The organism is Paraburkholderia fynbosensis, from assembly GCF_902859935.1.
GTDB lineage: Bacteria > Pseudomonadota > Gammaproteobacteria > Burkholderiales > Burkholderiaceae > Paraburkholderia > Paraburkholderia fynbosensis.
Window position 1 is genome coordinate 228,792 of the sequence record NZ_CADIKI010000002.1, and the last position, 16,614, is coordinate 245,405.

Consider the following 16,614-nt stretch of genomic DNA (forward strand, 5'->3'; position numbering starts at 1 on the left):
GCTTTTCCTTTCTCAATTTGGGTTGATCGAGGGTTAAACGTGTCGCGAAAATCGATTTTTCCGATTGACGCTGCTTAAGACTCTTTTAAGCGATCCCACGTACGCTCCCTGACATCCCAGAAGCTCTCTCCAGTCAGGAGTCCACGATGAACGCGAAAACCTTGTCTCGCAGCGCTGTCGCAGTAGCTGTCGCCGTTGCGCTTTCCGCCGGCTATGTGGCGGGGCATCGCGATGTACCCGCACCGCAGGTGATCTCGCCGGCGCAAGCCGCGATGATGCCTGCCGAAGCCGCGGCCAAAACCGGCATCCCCGATTTCTCGGGTCTGGTCGAAACCTACGGGCCGGCCGTCGTCAACATCAGCGCGAAGCACGTGGTCAAGCGCACCGCGCTGCGCGGTAATGGCGGCAACGCGAACGGCAACCAGTTGCCGATCGATCCGAGCGATCCGTTCTATCAGTTCTACAAACACTTCTTCGGCGGCATGCCGGGCATGCAAGGCGGTGGCGGTGGTGACGACGGCGGCGATGCGCCCGATCAGCCGAGCGCGAGCCTGGGCTCGGGGTTCATCCTCAGCAATGACGGCTACATCCTGACCAATGCACACGTGGTGGACGGCGCGAACGTCGTTACCGTGAAGCTCACCGACAAGCGCGAGTTCAAAGCCAAGGTAGTCGGCGCCGACAAGCAGTCCGACGTCGCCGTGCTGAAGATCGACGCGAGCAATCTGCCTACCGTGAAGATCGGCGATCCGCGTCAGAGCAAGGTCGGTCAGTGGGTGGTCGCGATCGGCTCGCCTTACGGCTTCGACAACACCGTGACCTCGGGCATCATCAGCGCGAAGTCGCGTTCGCTACCGAACGAAAACTACACGCCGTTCATCCAGACCGACGTGCCGGTGAACCCGGGCAATTCGGGCGGTCCGCTGTTCAATCTGCAAGGCGAAGTGATCGGCATCAACTCGATGATCTATTCACAGACCGGCGGCTTCCAGGGCCTGTCGTTCGCGATTCCGATCAACGAAGCGATCAAGGTCAAGGACCAACTCGTCAAGACCGGTCACGTGAGTCGCGGCCGTCTCGGCGTCGCGGTGCAGGGTCTGAATCAGACGCTGGCCGAATCGTTCGGCATGCAAAAGCCGCAAGGTGCGCTGGTCAGCTCGGTCGATCCAGGGGGCCCGGCTTCCAAGGCCGGTCTGCAGCCGGGCGACGTGATCCTGTCGCTGAACGGCGATCCGGTCGCCGACTCGTCGGATTTGCCGTCGAAGGTCGCGGGTCTGGCGCCGGGCAGCTCGGCCACCGTGCAGATCTGGCGCGACAAGGCCACCAAGGACCTGAAGGTGACCATCGGCTCGTTGTCGGATACGAAGGTCGCGTCGAATAAGGCCGATGAGCCGACCCAGTTGCAAGGCCGTCTCGGCGTCGCGGTGCGTCCACTGACGCCGGAAGAGAAGAGCGGCGCGTCGGTGTCGCATGGTCTGCTGGTGCAACAGTCGGGGGGCGCGGCGGAGAACGCCGGCATCCAGCCGGGTGACGTGATTCTGGCGGTCAACGGCCGGCCGATCAGCAGCGTGGACCAGCTCAAGCAGATGATCAGCAGCGCCGGCAACAGCATCGCGTTGCTGATCCAGCGCGACAACGCTCAGATCTTCGTGCCTGTCGATCTCGGCTAACAGGTTGTTTGAACGGACGGCCCGGGTGAACGTCGCGCCGGTAGGTTGACCGACGCTTCCCCGATTTGTCCGCTTGGCAGTACCTTTTGCCGGTCTTTGCATTTACTGCAACGGATCGGCTTTTTTTCGCCTGCCAGAAAGTGCGCAAAAAGCGTGGCGCACCCAGCGGCATCCCGTGACAGCGGTTTCCAGACGACGCTCCCGGCGCCTGGCACGCAGGTTGCATGTGCCTTGATCCGGACCTATCGCGGACCCGGAAACACCGGACGACAAGTCCTCAACAAGGAGCGAACCGATGAAAACCCAACGCAAGCAGCGAGGGATCGTAGCCGCCGCGCTGTGCGCGGCGCTCACGCTCGGTCTGGCGGGCGGCGTGCAGGCACAGCAGGCAAGCGAAGTCACCGGCGGTACCACCACCGACGACAGCAGCGCAGGCAACACCAATGGCGGCGGGCTGCCGCAAATCCAGCAGCAGGGCGACGTCTCGTTCGTGTCGGGCGGCGTCGGCCTCGACGAGTCGAAGGCGCTGCAACACGCGCAGAGCCAGTGGCCGCTGTCGCTGCGCTTTACCGGTCCCGGCTCCGAATTTCTCGCTGACGTCCACGTGCGAATAGTCGACGCACATAACAGCGAGGTTTTGAACACCAGCTCGCGCGGGCCTTACATGCTGGTCAGGCTGCGCCCCGGCCGCTACACCGTGCACGCGAGCTATAAGGATCGGGAGCAGTCCAAGGCGGTAACGGTCCAGGCCAAGGGCAGCGCCAAGTCCGCGTTCTACTGGAATACGAACTAAGCGGCTGCGGGTTCACGGCGGGGAATGCGGCTGAACTGCCCGCTGCCCGAGGAAGCCCGCGCAATCGGCGGCGGTTTGGCCGATAATGAAGCCACGGGCGAGCCCGTGGCTTTCCTGTTTGTACGACCGCATCATCACGGAGCCGAGACATGAGCGATGCCTTGACACCTCACGGTAACCCCGCAGCGAGTGCGGGCGGCCACACGATCACGATCCGTAGCAACAGCCACCGCGTGCGCGTGATCCACGGCGGCGTGACTATGGCCGACACCCAGGCGGGGCTCACGCTCACCGAGACCGGGTTGCCGGACGTGTTCTACTTCCCGCGCGAGCACGTCAACATGGCGCGGCTCGAACGCTCGACGCACACCTCGCACTGTCCGCACAAGGGCCACGCTTCTTACTTCCACCTGCGCACCGAAGACGGTGTGATCGAAAACGCCGTGTGGAGCTACGAGGCGCCGTCCGAGCCGGTCGCGCAGATCAAAGGGTATCTCGCGTTTTACGCATCGCGCGTCGACCGCATCGATCAGACGTCCTGATCCCGCTGTCGCGCGTTCATCGGAAGAGGCTGCCATGGAACTGAACGACGCGTTACGGATTCCACTTGCGCCATCCGATGTTTGGGACGCGTTGCAAGACGTCGCGATGTTGCGCGCCAGCCTCGATAACTGCGAGTCGTTCACGCGCCTCGCGCACGGCGAATACGAGTTGATCATGACCGTGCCGCTCGGCCCGTTACGCGCGCGGTACGAAACGCGCGCCCACGTGGCCGGCCAGCACTCCGGACCGGCGGATGCGCAGCGCCGCACCATCAATTTCAAGGCGCGCGCCGAGGGCATCGGCGCGTTGCGCGGTCAGATCGAAGTGCGCTTGCGCGCGGACGAAAACGCGCTTGGCACAGCCAGGGAGCGCAGCACGCGCGTCGACTATACGATCTGGGCAACCTCATCCGGGCCGCTTGCCGAACTGCCGACGCGCCAACTCGAAAACGCGCTGCATCAGCTCGCCGACGATTTTTTCACCGAATTCGATGCAGTGGTGCGGGCGAGACACGGACAAGGACCCAACCGCGCGCGCAGTTCGCCGATGCGTCGGCAGCACGTGTTTCTAAGGCCGATCACGTTAGCCGGCATCGCCCGGCGTACCCGCATGGAGCACGGCAATGCGATGACGGGGCGGGCGGCGAATGCGTCGCATGGTGTTTCGCAGGGTCTGTCGCATAGCGTCTCGCGGCGCGAGCACGGTTCGCACGTGGTACCGAACTGGGCGTGGGCCGTGATGATTTTTCTGGTCGCGCTGTTGTTATATGCGGCGCGGTGGCTTAGCGAGGCTTGACGACGGTACGGTACGATTGTGCCGCAGCCATCGCGCAACGATGACGGAAGGCGCTGTCGCGTCGGCGCGACTACGAAATCACGGTGGACCACTACGGAACACTGTTGATCACTGAGATCCCCAAGCGTGTTCCTTGAACGCGTCAGTCCTGCCTCTATCGTTGTTTCCGCGCTTACTTCTCCGCCGCGCTTTTACGCGGCGTCGCCGACTCCGAGCCGCGTGCGCACAATATCTACGCTCGACCGCCGCGAAACTCCCGCCGCCACGCAGATGGCGACGTGCGAAACACCTCCCCGAAATGTTGCCGCAGCGAAGCCGCAGAACCGAAGCCGGCATTCCCCGCGATCGCTTCCACCGACGTGTCGGTGCTTTCCAGCAACTGCTGCGCGCGGGCGAGCCGCTGCGCCAGCAGCCACGCGCCGACCGTCATGCCGGTGGCGAGCCGGAAGCGTCGCGTGAAGGTGCGGCGGCTCATCAACGCGCGCCCGGCGAGCGTGTCGAGCGTATGCGGCAGGTGCAGATTGCCGCTCACCCAATCGAGCAGGCCGGACAGCCGGTCGCCACGCAGATTCGGCGGCATCGGCTGCTGGACGAATTGCGCCTGGCCGCCTTGCCGGTGCGGCGGCACCACCAGCCTGCGCGCCACGTAGTTCGCCGCCTGCGCGCCACACAGCTTGCGCAGCACGTGCAGGCAGCAGTCGAGGCCAGCGGCGGTGCCGGCCGAGGTCATCACGTTGCCGTCGTCCACGTACAGCACGTCGGGGTCGAGCCGCACGCGCGGATAGCGGCGCGCGAAATCGTCGGCCCAGGCCCAATGGGTCGAGGCAGGGCGATTGTCGAGGATGCCGGCGGCGGCCAGCACGAACGCGCCCAGGCACAGCCCGACCAGTTGCGCGCCGCGCGCATGGGCCGCGCGCAACGCGTCGAGCAATGCGGCGGGCGGCGCCTCGTCGGGATCGCGCCAGCTCGGCACGATGACCGTATGCGCCTCGGCAAGGGCGTCGAGTCCGTGCGTGACGGCGATCGAGAAGCCGGCGGTGGTCCTCAGCGCGCCTGTCTCGGCGGCGCAGACGCGCAAGTCGAAGTCCGGCAGGCCGCCGCCGCGGCGATCCTCGCCGAAAACCACGCACGGCACCGACAGATGAAACGGGCTGATGCGGTCGAACGCGACCACGGCTACGATGTGGCGGGGCGCGTCGTCCAGCAGGGCGCGCCGGGCAGGGGAATGGGCCATCGATCATCTCGTGCATTCAACCGGATGGCCCGATTCTAGCGAATCTTGTCGTTCGGGCCGCTGTCGTGAAAACGGCAACGGGCGAACAATGCAGTCATCGCGCCACCGTGCCGCTCGGCACCACGCCAAGCCGCGCGGCACGAGCCTTTCCCCGATCATTCCATCACCCGCCAGGAGCCTTGCCATGACCACGCCGCGCCGTGCGCTGATCGTCATCGACGCGCAGAACGAATACGTGACCGGCGATCTGCCGATCGAATTCCCGGACGTCCAGACCTCGCTCGCCAATATCGGCCGCGCGATGGACGCGGCGCGGGCCGCCGGCGTGCCGGTGGTGGTGGTGCAGAACTTCGCGCCGGCCACCTCGCCGCTGTTCGCACGCGGCAGCGCAGCGGCGCAGCTGCATCCGGTGGTCGGCTCGCGTCCGCACGATCACTACGTGGAAAAGTCTTTGCCGAGCGCATTCAGCGGCACCGATCTCGCCGACTGGCTCGCCGCGCAGGACGTCGACACGCTGACGGTGGCCGGCTACATGACGCACAACTGTGACGCGTCGACCATCAATCACGCGGTTCACGCGGGGCTCGCCGTCGAATTCCTGCACGACGCGACGGGCTCGGTGCCGTACGAGAACCGTGCGGGCTTTGCCAGCGCGGAGGACATTCACCGGGTATTCAGCGTGGTGCTGCAATCGCGCTTCGCGGCGGTGGCGAGTACGGACGAGTGGATCGCGTCGGTGCAAAGCGGGGCGCCGCTCGCGCGCGACAACATCTATACGTCGAATCAGGCGGCGCGGGCGCGCCGGGCGGTTGCCTGACGGGGTGCATAACGAGGCGCACATGCACGGCTGTCGCGGCTAGCCACACAGCACGCAAAGCCGCCGTGCCCGCCACTCATTGTCGCGCCCAAACGAAAGCGGGCGGGGGTTGCCCACCCCGCCCGCTTTTCTGGCGTTGATCACGCCGCTCCTCAAGCCGCGCTAGCCGTACCGCGCGGCCGCTACACCGGCCTCTTGCGCAGCGCCGGGCTTAGCCGCAACGCGTCGAACATGCCTTCGACCATCTGTTGCGCATGCGCGCCGAAATCCGTCGCATCGGGCAGGAACAGCATGTCGCGCAGCGAACCGCTGACGAACGCATGCACCATCGCCGCCGCGAGTTTCGTATCGAGATCCGCGGGCATTTGTCCCTTGGAGACCGCGTTGCGCAGACCGCCTTCAATTTTGGCGAGCCCCTCGCGCATATTGGTCTGATAGCGTTCCATTACCGGGCCCATTTCCTCGACCAGCTCGCACTTCAGAAACAGAATATCGAACACGCGCCGGCGGCGGGGGTCGTTGGCGGTGTCGCGCAGGCAGACCACGCAGATTTCCATCACGCTCCTGAGCGGATCGGGTTCGTTGGGGTCTTGCGATGCGGCTTTGAGTTCGTCCAGCGGCAGCAGCACGCGGTCGAACATTTCCGTAAAGAGGTCGCTTTTGTGGGCGAAGTGCCAGTAGATTGCGCCGCGCGTGACGCCGGCGGCTTGGGCGATATCGGCGAGCGAAGTGCGCGATACGCCTTTCTCGAAGAACACGCGTTCGGCCGCATCGAGAATACTGGTGCGCGTCTCCAACGCCTCTTCTTTGGTTCTTCTGACCATATTGGTATGACCTGCCCTGATTGTGGGGTTTTCCCGGGCGCTTTTAAGTCGGCCCGATGACAATCTGTCTACTATTTTGCACTTTAAGAACCGTTCTTGCGGGTCCACCGTCGGCAGGAGATATAATGCACTTTTACATTCATTCGTGAACGTATATATAATAGCACCCCACGACCGGATAGCCCAAGCCGTGACGACCGGTTAATATCCGTCACTGTTGCCTTCCAAAACGCTCCTGCGCGTTGCCCGAGAGGGCGGCGCCGTGCGGCATTCCACGGTATGGCGCATTCGCACCACGATGCCCCGGCAGGTGCGATGTGCAGCCACGGGCTTCCGGTCAAGCGTCGCAAGACGCATGTGTGCGCCGCGGTCCCCGGGGTAGGGATGCGCGCACTTTTTCATTCTCAGTCTTTGACAGAGGTCGCTCCATGCGCGTCGAACGGGTTCCATTCCGCTTAATCAGTGCCGCGACGGCTGCCGTATTGCTGGCAGCGTGCGGACCAAAACAATCTGCCCCGCCGCCACAGACGCCCGAAGTCGGCGTCGTCACCGTCGAGCCGACAACCGTGCCGGTTGTGACCGAACTGCCTGGCCGCACCAGCGCTTTCCTCGTCGCACAGGTGCGCGCGCGGGTCGACGGTATCGTGCTGCGCCGCGAGTTCACGGAAGGCAGCCAGGTGAAGGCCGGTCAGCGTCTGTACAAGATCGATCCGGCGCCGTACATCGCGACGTTGAACAACGCGAAGGCGACGCTCGCCAAGGCGCAGGCCAACCTCGTGTCGACCACCGCGCAGGCCAACCGCTACAAGGTGCTGGTCGCCGCCAACGCGGTCAGCAAGCAGGACTACGACAACGCGGTCGCCGCGCAAGGCCAGGCCGCGGCCGACGTCGCCGCGGGCAAGGCCGCGGTCGACACCGCACAGATCAACCTCGGCTATACCGACGTGACCTCGCCGGTGACCGGCCAGATCGGCGTGTCGCAAGTCACGCCGGGCGCGTTCGTGCAGGCGAGCGCCGCGACGCTGCTCGCCACGGTCCAGCAACTCGATCCGGTCTACGTGGACCTGACCCAATCGAGCCTCGACGGTCTGAAACTGCGCCGCGACGTGCAGGAAGGGCGCCTGAAGACGAGCGGTCCGGGCGCCGCCCAGGTCTCGCTGATTCTCGAAGACGGCCGCGTTTATTCGGAGAAGGGCAAGCTGCAGTTCACCGACGTCACGGTCGACCAGGGCACCGGCTCGGTCACGGTTCGCGCGATCTTCAAGAACGCGGACAAGGTGCTGCTGCCCGGTATGTTCGTGCGCGCGAAGATCGAGGAAGGCGTCAACCAGAACGCGCTCGTCGTGCCGCAAGTCGGCATCACGCATGACCAGAAAGGTCAACCGACCGCGCTGGTCATCGGCGCCGACAACAAGGTTGAACTGCGTTCGCTCGTCACGGCGGGTACCTTCGGCACGAACTGGGTGGTCGCAAGCGGCCTGAAGCCGGGCGACCGCGTGATCGTCCAGGGCACCGACAAGGCGCGCCCGGGCCAGCAGGTCAAGCCAGTTGCCGCGCAACTTCCCGCCACCCCCGCTTCCGACGCAGCCGCCCAAGGCGCGCCGGCCGCCAGCGGTGCTGCCCAGACGGCTCAACCAGCCTCTGCTGCATCGGGCGCGTAATAACAGGGAGCCCGCTTCATGGCAAAGTTCTTTATCGATCGCCCGATTTTTGCATGGGTGATCGCCATCATTCTGATGCTCGCGGGTATCGCGTCGGTGTTTACATTGCCGATCGCGCAATACCCGACCATCGCGCCGCCGGCCGTGCAGATCAGCGCAACGTACCCGGGCGCATCGGCGAAGACGGTGGAAAACACCGTCACGCAGGTGATCGAGCAGCAGATGAGTGGTCTCGACCACTTGCTGTATCTGGCATCCACCTCGGACGACTCGGGCACGGCAACCATCACGCTGACGTTCGCAGCCGGCACCAACCCCGACATCGCGCAGGTGCAGGTGCAGAACAAGCTGCAGCTCGCCACGCCGCTCTTGCCGCAAGCCGTGCAGCAGTTGGGCACCAAGGTCACGAAGTCGAGCAGCAGCTTCCTGCTGGTGATGGCGTTCGTGTCCGAAGACGGCAGCATGAGCAAGTACGACCTGGCGAACTACGTCGCGTCGAACATTCAGGATCCGGTCAGCCGTATCGACGGCGTGGGCACGGTGACGCTGTTCGGCTCGCAGTACGCGATGCGCATCTGGCTCGATGCGACCAAGCTGAACAACTTCGGCCTCACGCCGGTCGACGTCGAAACCGCGTTGCAGGCGCAGAACGTTCAGGTAGCAGGCGGTTCGCTCGGCGGTACGCCGTCGGTGCCGGGCCAGGTGCTGCAGGCCACCATCACGCAGGCCACGCTGCTCAATACGCCTGAACAGTTCGGCAACATCCTGCTGAAGGTGAACACGGACGGCTCGCAGGTGCGCCTGCGCGACGTTGCGCGTATCGAGCTGGGCGGCGAAAACTACAACTTCGACACCAAGTACAACGGCCAACCGACGGCCGGCTTCGGTATTCAGCTCGCCACTGGCGCGAACGCGCTGGCCACGGCGAAGGCGGTGCGCGCGAAGGTCGCCGAATTGTCGAAGTACTTCCCGCACGGGCTGGTCGTCCAGTATCCGTACGACACCACGCCGTTCGTGCGCCTGTCGATCGAGGAAGTGGTCAAGACGCTGCTCGAAGGTATCGTGCTGGTGTTCCTGGTCATGTACCTGTTCCTGCAGAACCTGCGCGCCACGCTGATCCCGACGATCGCCGTGCCGGTGGTGCTGCTGGGCACGTTCGCGATCATGGGCCTCGTGGGCTTCTCGATCAACACGCTGTCGATGTTCGGGCTCGTGCTGGCAATCGGCCTGCTGGTGGACGATGCGATCGTGGTGGTGGAGAACGTCGAGCGGGTGATGCAGGAGGAGGGCTTATCGCCTCGAGACGCGACCCGCAAGGCGATGGACCAGATTACCGGCGCGCTGGTCGGCGTGGCGCTCGTGCTGTCGGCGGTGTTCGTGCCGGTGGCGTTCTCGGGCGGTTCGGTCGGCGCGATTTACCGGCAGTTCTCGCTGACGATCGTGGCGGCGATGGTGCTGTCCGTGCTGGTCGCGTTGATTCTGACGCCGGCGCTGTGCGCGACGATCCTCAAGCCGATTCCGCAAGGGCATCACGAAAAGACCACCGGCTTCTTCGGCTGGTTCAACCGCACGTTCAACAAGAGCCGCGACAAGTATCACTCGGGCGTGCACCACGTGATCAAGCGCTCGGGCCGTTGGCTGATCATCTACATGGTGGTGATCTTCGCGGTCGGGTTGCTCTTCGTCAGACTGCCGAAGTCGTTCCTGCCTGACGAAGATCAGGGCACGATGTTCGTGCTCGTGCAAACGCCGTCGGGCTCGACACAGGAAACCACTGCGCGCGCGCTGAAGGACGTGTCGGACTATCTGCTCAACGACGAGAAGTCGATTGTCGAATCGACCTTCACGGTGAACGGCTTCAGCTTCGCCGGTCGCGGCCAGAACGCGGGTCTCGTGTTCGTGCGGATGAGGGACTACGCGCAGCGTCAGCATGCGGACCAGAAGGTGCAAGCGCTGGTCGGGCGTCTCTACATGCACTTCGCCAGCTACAAGACCGCGGTGGTGTTCCCTGTCAATCCGCCGTCGATTCCTGAACTCGGCACGGCTGCGGGCTTCGACTTCCAGTTGCAGGATCGCGCGGGCATCGGCCACGCGAAACTGATGGAAGCGCGCAACATGCTGCTGGGTCTGGCGGCCAAAGATCCGACGCTGGCGCAGGTGCGTCCGAACGGCCTGAACGATACGCCGCAGTTCAAGGTGAACATCGATCGCGAGAAGGCGCAGGCGCTTGGCGTGTCCGTGTCCGACATCGACCAGACGTTCTCGATTGCGTGGGCATCGGCGTACGTGAACAACTTCCTCGATACGGATGGCCGGATCAAGAAGGTCTATCTGCAAGGCGAGGCGCCTTTCCGGATGAAACCGGAAGACGTCAGTGCCTGGTTCGTGCGCAACAGCGCCGGCGCGATGGTGCCGTTCTCCGCGTTCGCGAGTACCGAGTGGGCGTTTGGTTCGCCGAAGCTGGAGCGCTACAACGGTATCTCGTCGGTGGAAATTCAGGGCGCGGCTGCACCGGGCAAGTCGACCGGTCAGGCGATGACGGCGATGGAAGCACTCGTGGCGAAGTTGCCCGCGGGCGTCGGCTACGAATGGACGGGCTTGTCGTTGCAGGAACGCCAGTCCGGTTCGCAGGCACCGATTCTCTACGGCATCTCGATTCTCGTCGTGTTCCTCTGTCTCGCGGCGTTGTATGAAAGCTGGTCGATCCCGTTCTCGGTGATCATGGTGGTGCCGCTCGGCGTGATCGGCGCACTGCTGGCCGCCACGCTGCGCGGGCTCGAGAACGACGTGTTCTTCCAGGTGGGTCTGTTGACCACCGTCGGATTGTCGGCGAAGAACGCGATTCTGATCGTGGAATTCGCCCGCGAACTGCAGCAGGGTCAAGGCATGGGCCCGATCGAGGCCGCGCTGGAAGCAGCGCGTCTGCGGTTGCGCCCGATTCTGATGACCTCGCTCGCGTTCATTCTCGGCGTGATGCCGCTCGCGATCAGTAACGGCGCCGGTTCGGCCAGCCAGCACGCGATCGGTACCGGCGTGATCGGCGGGATGTTGACGGCGACCTTCCTCGCGATTTTCATGATCCCGATGTTCTTCGTCGTGATTCGCGCGAAGTTCGGCGGTGAGAAGGAAGACCCGGATGAGGCGCTCGCACACTACGAACAGCACCATCCGCATGATCCGCAAGGTGGCGGTTCGGCTGGCGGGTCGACTGATGAAGGCTCGGGCAAGGACGGACATTGAGATGCAAAAACATTCTCTGATTGCAGTGGCGGTCGCGTTGTTCGCTGCGGGTTGCACGATGGCGCCGCATTATCAGCGCCCCGATGCGCCCGTGACGGCAACCTTCCCGACCGGCGGCGTGTACGACGCGCAACCGGGAGCGACCCAGCCCGGGGCCGTCAGCGCGCGCAGCGCCAACGGCCAGGCTGCCGCCGACATCGGCTGGCGCGAGTTCTTCGTCGATCCGCGTATGCAGCGGTTGATCGAGATCGCGCTGAAGAACAACCGCGATCTGCGCGTGTCGGTGCTGAACATGCAGGCGTCGCAGGCGCAGTACCGCATCGTGCGCGCGGGTCTGTTCCCGACGCTCGACGCGGCGGCTTCCGGCTCCCGTTCGCGTACGCCGCGCGACCTGTCGTTCACCGACCAGCTGATTTCCTCGTCGTATTCGGTGGGTCTGAACGCGTCGTGGGAAATCGACTTCTTCGGGCGCATTCAGAGCCTGAAGGATCAGGCGTTGGCGACCTACCTGGGTACGGCTCAGGCGCGCAAGGCCGCGGAAATCGCGCTGGTCTCGCAGGTGGCGAACCAGTACCTGACGGTGCTCGAACTGGATGACCTGCTGAAGGTCACGCAGGACACGCTGAAGACGGCGCAGGATTCGTACCGGATCACCAAGCTGCAGTTCGACAACGGCACGGGTTCGGAACTCGATCTGCGTCAGGCGCAGACGGTGGTCGAGACGGCGAACGCGAACTTGCAGGCGCAGGCGCGCTTGCGGGCTCAGGCCGAGAACGCGCTCGTGCTGCTGCTGGGCGAGCCGTTGCCGTCCGATCTGCCGCCGGGGCTCAAACTGAACGACCAGAATCTCCTCACGGATATTCCGGCGGGCCTGCCTTCCGATCTGCTGACGCGGCGTCCCGACATCATGGAGGCCGAGGAGAACCTGCTCGCGGCCAACGCCAACATCGGCGCGGCGCGTGCGGCATTCTTCCCGCAGGTCACGTTGACCGGCAGCGTCGGCACACTGAGCCCAACGCTGGGTGGTCTGTTCAAGCCGGGTTCGGCGGCGTGGAGTTTTGCACCGTCGATCACGGTGCCGATTTTCCAGGGTGGCGAACTCAAGGCGAGCCTCGACGTTGCCAACATCCAGAAGAACGTCCAGATCGCCACGTATGAAAAGGCGATCCAGACGGCCTTCCGCGAAGTGGCGGACGCACTCGCGGCGCGCGGCACGTACGATCAGCAGATCGAGGCGCTCGAACGCAATACCTTTGCCGAACAACGCCGGCTGGATCTGTCGAACCTGCGCTATACGAATGGCGTCGACAGCTATCTGGCGGTCCTGACCGCGCAGACCGATCTGTATTCCTCGCAGCAGTCGCTGATCACGGCGCGCATGCAACGTCTGCAGAACCTCGTGACGTTGTACGAATCGCTCGGCGGCGGCTGGATCGAGCATACCGGCGAGCAGCCGCGTCCGGCGGACGCGCCGGTCGACTACGGCGCGGCCAGTGCGCCGGTGGCGGCTTCGGCACCGAGCGCGGGTTGAGTTTCGCGCCAGTGTTTGTGTGGGACGGGTTCTGATTCAAGGAGCCGTCTTACGCAGCGGGCTCAAATAAAAACGCCACGGCAATGCCGTGGCGTTTTTGTTTCCGCGGCCTTCGCGGCCGCGATCCTCATCGTTTCAATCGGCGATGCTCAATGCAAATCCACCGTGCGCAGCATCTCGTCGCCATGCGGCTCCGCACCGCCGCGTCCATCGAAGTCATGACCCGCCCGGCGAATCTCGCACTGCGCCTTCTTCTCGCTCTTCACGCCGTTGAAGATCAGATTCAGCACCACCGCCGACACCGACGCCAGCAGAATCCCGCTATGCAAGAGCGGCGACAGCGCGGGCGGCAGCTTCGCGAAGAAGTGCGGCGATACCACCGGCACCAGACCTAGGCCGATACTCACCGCAACGATGAACAGGTTGTGGTGGTTCTTCACGAAGTCGACTTTCGACAGCACCTTGATGCCGTTCGCCGCGACCATGCCGAACATCACGATGCCCGCGCCGCCGAGCACGAACGCCGGCACCGAGGCGACCACCTGCGCCATCTTCGGGAACAGGCCGAGCAGCACCAGGATCACGCCGCCCATCGCGCAGACGAAGCGGCTCTTCACACCGGTCACGCCGATCAGCCCGACGTTCTGCGAAAACGAGGTATGCGGAAACGAGTTGAAGATGCCACCGATCAGCGTGCCCAGGCCGTCGACGCGCAGGCCGCGCACCAGCGTCTTCTGATCGACCGGACGATCGACCATGTCGCCGACCGCGAGGAACATGCCGGTCGATTCGATGAAGGTGACGAACATCACCGTGACCATCGTCGCGATCGACAGTGGATCGAAGTGCGGCAGGCCGAAGTGGAACGGCATGACGAAGCCGACCCACGGCGCGAGCGTGACGCCTTCCATGTTGACGCGGCCGAGTGCCAGCGCGATCACGAAGCCCGCGACGATGCCGAGCAGCACCGAGATGTTCGCGAGGAAGCCGCGCGCGAATTTGTTGATCAGCAGGATCAGCAACAGCACGACCAGCGACAGCCCGAGGTAGACCGGGTTGCCGTAGTCGGGATTGCCCACGCCCCCGGCTGCCCAGTTGATGCCGACTTCCATCAGCGACAGGCCGATCACCGAGATCACCACGCCGATTACCACCGGCGGGAAAAAGCGCAGCAGCTTGCCGACCGCGGGCGCGAGCAGGATGCCGACCACGCCGGCCGCGATCGTCGAGCCGAAGATGTCGAGAATGCCGAGCGACGGGTTGGTGCCGATCGCGACCATCGGACCGACGGCCGCGAACGTGCAGCCCATGATGACCGGCAGACGGATGCCGAAGATCCACAGCCCGAGCGTCTGGATCAGCGTGGCGATGCCGCACGAAAACAGATCGGCGCTGATGAGGAAGGCAATCTGGTCCCTTGGCAGCTTGAGCGCCGCGCCGATGATCAAGGGCACCGCGACGGCGCCTGCGTACATCACCAGAACGTGCTGAATGCCGAGGGTGAGCAACTGGCCTGCGGGCAGTCGCTCGTCGCACGGGTGAACCGTGTTCGGTTGCATATCGTCTGTCTCCACCATCTGTTTTGGGATGGCTCCAAGGTATCGGGGACGAAAAGGTGCAACAAGACCACTGGGGCCTATTCCGGCATTCCCGGTGACGATATGCGGGCGCGTCGTTTGAAAGCTGAATTAAAGGTGCGCGCATGGCCGATCGGCGGTGAGCCCTTGGCAGCGGCGCTGCGAGGCCGCTCGCCGCGCGTGCCCGGCGCGCCGGGATATATGTGAGAATCAATGAGGTGTATCGCATCTGGCGCATAGTCCTGTTTTCATGCGGCTCGCGGCGTGGCGGGGTTAACCCGCGAATGGCGATTGTCGGCATGCGTTCTGGCGCGAGTGCTCGTGTGCGCATCGGGGCGCGTTTCAGCGTGAACGTTGGCGCGCTTCGCGCATGCTCGATGTCGCTTCTCCCTGCACCCGATGCGTACCCATCTCCCCACCCATTTGACGACCCATCGCCTATGAGTTTTCTCGGCATCGACCTCGGCACCGGTTCCCTCAAAGCGGCGATCGTCGACGAACAAGGTCGCGAGCAGGCGGTGGCGAGCGTCGCGTATGCGCTCGACACACCGCACGCGGGTTGGGCTGAAACGCCGGTGCAGACATGGTGGCGCGCGCTCTGCGAAGCGATGGCGCGCTTGCCCGAAGGCTTGCGCCACGAGGTGCAGGCGATCGGCTTTTCCGGGCAGATGCACGGCGTCGTGCTGATCGACGGGGCAGGCGAAGCCGTGCGCCCCGCGATGCTCTGGCCCGACACGCGCGCGCTGGACCTGCTCGATGCGTGGCCCGAGCCGCAGCCGAATCCGGTCGCTCCGGGCATGGCCGGTCCGTTGCTGCGCTGGATCGTGCTGCACGAACCGGAGCTCGCGCGCCGCACGCGTTGGGCGCTGCAACCGAAGGACTGGCTGCGCGTCGCACTCGGCGGCGCGGTGGCGACCGACCCATCCGACGCGTGCGCGACCGCGCTCGCCGATCCCGCTGGCGTATGGGACGCGGCCCTGCTCGAACGCCTGCGGATTCCGCGCGAGTGGTTCGCACCGCTGGCGCCGTCGTATGCGGCGGGGGGCGTGCTGTCGGAGAGCGCGGCGCACGCGCTTGGCCTGCGCGCCGGCATCGTGCTTGCGACCGGCGCCGCGGATACGCCCTGCGCGGCGCTCGGCAGCGGACTCGCGCACGACGGCGACGCGTTGCTCACCACCGGCACCGGCGGACAGATCGTCGTGCTCGCTGCGCATAAGCCCGCGGCGGTGAAGGGCTTGCACCGCTATCGGGCGGCGAGCGATCACTGGTACCGGATGGCGGCGATGCAAAACGTCGGCATCGCACTGGAGCGGGCGCGGGGATGGCTGTCGTATGAATGGGCCGATGCTTATCTTGACGCATTCGGTGATGCATTCGGCGACGAAGCGGGCAGGATTGCCAACGACCACGCCAACCTGACCTTCCTGCCTTACCTCACAGGTGAGCGCACCCCATGGCTCAACCCGCAGGCGCGCGGCGGCTGGCTCGGTCTCGCGCTCGATCACACGCGCGGCGCGATGATGCGAGCCGCGTTCGAAGGCGTCGCGTTCTCGCTGCGCGCAGGGCTCGACGCAATTCGTGCGAGCGGCGCCACGGTGACGGCCTTGAAGCTCGCCGGCGGCGGTTCCGTCGACGCGCGTTGGCGCCAGCTGCTCGCCGACGCGTTGAACGTCGAACTGCATGCGGTCGATTGCCCGAATGCCGCGCCGCGTGGCGCGGCCATGCTCGGCGGCCTCGCGAGCGGCCATTGGCGCGTCGACGATCTGGCCGCGCTCGCGCCGGGCACGACGCGCGTCGCGAGGCCGCAAGGCGATGCCGCGCTCGAAGCACGCTATGCGCGCTTTCTCGATCTGTATGGCCGCGTCGAGACATGGTTCGGCGTCGGCGGCACGACGCCGCGCTAGCCGCAGCAATGTCCGGTCAGGACAA

Annotated in this window: 12 protein-coding genes; 9 read left to right on the forward strand and 3 right to left on the reverse strand. The window is 64.9% G+C overall.

Annotated features, from left to right (window positions below):
* Window positions 1-146: 146 nt before the first annotated feature.
* The 4 genes from HV770_RS04040 to HV770_RS04055 all read left to right on the forward strand — a co-directional run bounded on the left by HV770_RS04040 (window position 147) and on the right by HV770_RS04055 (window position 3,801).
* Entirely contained in the window at window positions 147-1,670 is a 1,524-nt protein-coding gene (locus HV770_RS04040) for a DegQ family serine endoprotease (protein WP_175158201.1), read from the forward strand.
* 295 nt (window positions 1,671-1,965) lie between these two features.
* Complete coding sequence (locus tag HV770_RS04045; RefSeq protein WP_175158202.1) at window positions 1,966-2,463, forward strand: carboxypeptidase regulatory-like domain-containing protein; 498 nt, start codon at window positions 1,966-1,968, stop codon at window positions 2,461-2,463.
* A 149-nt stretch (window positions 2,464-2,612) separates the two neighbouring features.
* Complete coding sequence (locus tag HV770_RS04050) at window positions 2,613-3,005, forward strand: DUF427 domain-containing protein (protein ID WP_175158203.1); 393 nt, start codon at window positions 2,613-2,615, stop codon at window positions 3,003-3,005.
* A 34-nt stretch (window positions 3,006-3,039) separates the two neighbouring features.
* On the forward strand, window positions 3,040-3,801 hold the full coding sequence (locus HV770_RS04055) for an SRPBCC family protein (RefSeq protein WP_175158204.1): 762 nt from the start codon (window positions 3,040-3,042) through the stop codon (window positions 3,799-3,801).
* A gap of 232 nt (window positions 3,802-4,033) precedes the next feature.
* Here the strand turns inward: HV770_RS04055 and HV770_RS04060 are convergent, their stop codons facing one another.
* Window positions 4,034-5,035 (reverse strand): helix-turn-helix domain-containing protein, encoded by a 1,002-nt coding sequence (locus HV770_RS04060; RefSeq protein ID WP_175158205.1) that lies wholly within the window; start codon window positions 5,033-5,035, stop codon window positions 4,034-4,036.
* Between the two features lie 184 nt (window positions 5,036-5,219).
* Between HV770_RS04060 and HV770_RS04065 the strand changes: the two genes are divergently transcribed.
* Window positions 5,220-5,852, forward strand: coding sequence for a cysteine hydrolase family protein (locus HV770_RS04065; RefSeq protein WP_175158206.1), 633 nt, complete (start codon window positions 5,220-5,222; stop codon window positions 5,850-5,852).
* Window positions 5,853-6,034: 182 nt separating this feature from the next.
* On the opposite strand, the gene HV770_RS04070 is transcribed toward HV770_RS04065, so the two are convergent.
* On the reverse strand, window positions 6,035-6,676 hold the full coding sequence (locus tag HV770_RS04070) for a TetR family transcriptional regulator (protein WP_175158472.1): 642 nt from the start codon (window positions 6,674-6,676) through the stop codon (window positions 6,035-6,037).
* A 428-nt stretch (window positions 6,677-7,104) separates the two neighbouring features.
* Between HV770_RS04070 and HV770_RS04075 the strand changes: the two genes are divergently transcribed.
* From HV770_RS04075 to HV770_RS04085, 3 genes are read left to right on the forward strand one after another with little or no spacing between them, the layout of a single operon-like run.
* The gene (locus HV770_RS04075) at window positions 7,105-8,337 is read left to right on the forward strand and encodes an efflux RND transporter periplasmic adaptor subunit (protein ID WP_175158207.1); all 1,233 of its coding nucleotides are present in this window, start codon (window positions 7,105-7,107) and stop codon (window positions 8,335-8,337) included.
* A gap of 18 nt (window positions 8,338-8,355) precedes the next feature.
* Entirely contained in the window at window positions 8,356-11,577 is a 3,222-nt protein-coding gene (locus HV770_RS04080; RefSeq protein WP_175158208.1) for an efflux RND transporter permease subunit, read from the forward strand.
* Window position 11,578: 1 nt separating this feature from the next.
* On the forward strand, window positions 11,579-13,108 hold the full coding sequence (locus HV770_RS04085) for an efflux transporter outer membrane subunit (RefSeq protein WP_175158209.1): 1,530 nt from the start codon (window positions 11,579-11,581) through the stop codon (window positions 13,106-13,108).
* A gap of 149 nt (window positions 13,109-13,257) precedes the next feature.
* Here HV770_RS04085 and HV770_RS04090 read toward each other — a convergent pair whose 3' ends face one another.
* A complete protein-coding gene (locus tag HV770_RS04090) occupies window positions 13,258-14,667 on the reverse strand; it encodes a nucleobase:cation symporter-2 family protein (RefSeq protein ID WP_175158210.1) in 1,410 nt (469 codons plus the stop codon).
* Window positions 14,668-15,125: 458 nt separating this feature from the next.
* On the opposite strand from HV770_RS04090, the gene HV770_RS04095 reads away from it, so the two are divergent.
* Window positions 15,126-16,589 (forward strand): xylulokinase, encoded by a 1,464-nt coding sequence (locus HV770_RS04095; RefSeq protein ID WP_175158211.1) that lies wholly within the window; start codon window positions 15,126-15,128, stop codon window positions 16,587-16,589.
* Window positions 16,590-16,614: the final 25 nt, after the last annotated feature.

What these genes read in the sequence shown, in the direction of transcription:
- HV770_RS04065 (WP_175158206.1), top strand. Translation starts at nt 5,220, where the DNA reads ATGACCACGCCGCGCCGTGCGCTGATCGTCATCGACGCGCAGAACGAA.
- HV770_RS04040 (WP_175158201.1), top strand. Translation starts at nt 147, where the DNA reads ATGAACGCGAAAACCTTGTCTCGCAGCGCTGTCGCAGTAGCTGTCGCC.
- HV770_RS04055 (WP_175158204.1), top strand. Translation starts at nt 3,040, where the DNA reads ATGGAACTGAACGACGCGTTACGGATTCCACTTGCGCCATCCGATGTT.
- HV770_RS04060 (WP_175158205.1), bottom strand. Translation starts at nt 5,035, where the DNA reads ATGGCCCATTCCCCTGCCCGGCGCGCCCTGCTGGACGACGCGCCCCGC.
- HV770_RS04045 (WP_175158202.1), top strand. Translation starts at nt 1,966, where the DNA reads ATGAAAACCCAACGCAAGCAGCGAGGGATCGTAGCCGCCGCGCTGTGC.
- HV770_RS04095 (WP_175158211.1), top strand. Translation starts at nt 15,126, where the DNA reads ATGAGTTTTCTCGGCATCGACCTCGGCACCGGTTCCCTCAAAGCGGCG.
- HV770_RS04090 (WP_175158210.1), bottom strand. Translation starts at nt 14,667, where the DNA reads ATGCAACCGAACACGGTTCACCCGTGCGACGAGCGACTGCCCGCAGGC.
- HV770_RS04070 (WP_175158472.1), bottom strand. Translation starts at nt 6,676, where the DNA reads ATGGTCAGAAGAACCAAAGAAGAGGCGTTGGAGACGCGCACCAGTATT.
- HV770_RS04085 (WP_175158209.1), top strand. Translation starts at nt 11,579, where the DNA reads ATGCAAAAACATTCTCTGATTGCAGTGGCGGTCGCGTTGTTCGCTGCG.
- HV770_RS04080 (WP_175158208.1), top strand. Translation starts at nt 8,356, where the DNA reads ATGGCAAAGTTCTTTATCGATCGCCCGATTTTTGCATGGGTGATCGCC.
- HV770_RS04050 (WP_175158203.1), top strand. Translation starts at nt 2,613, where the DNA reads ATGAGCGATGCCTTGACACCTCACGGTAACCCCGCAGCGAGTGCGGGC.
- HV770_RS04075 (WP_175158207.1), top strand. Translation starts at nt 7,105, where the DNA reads ATGCGCGTCGAACGGGTTCCATTCCGCTTAATCAGTGCCGCGACGGCT.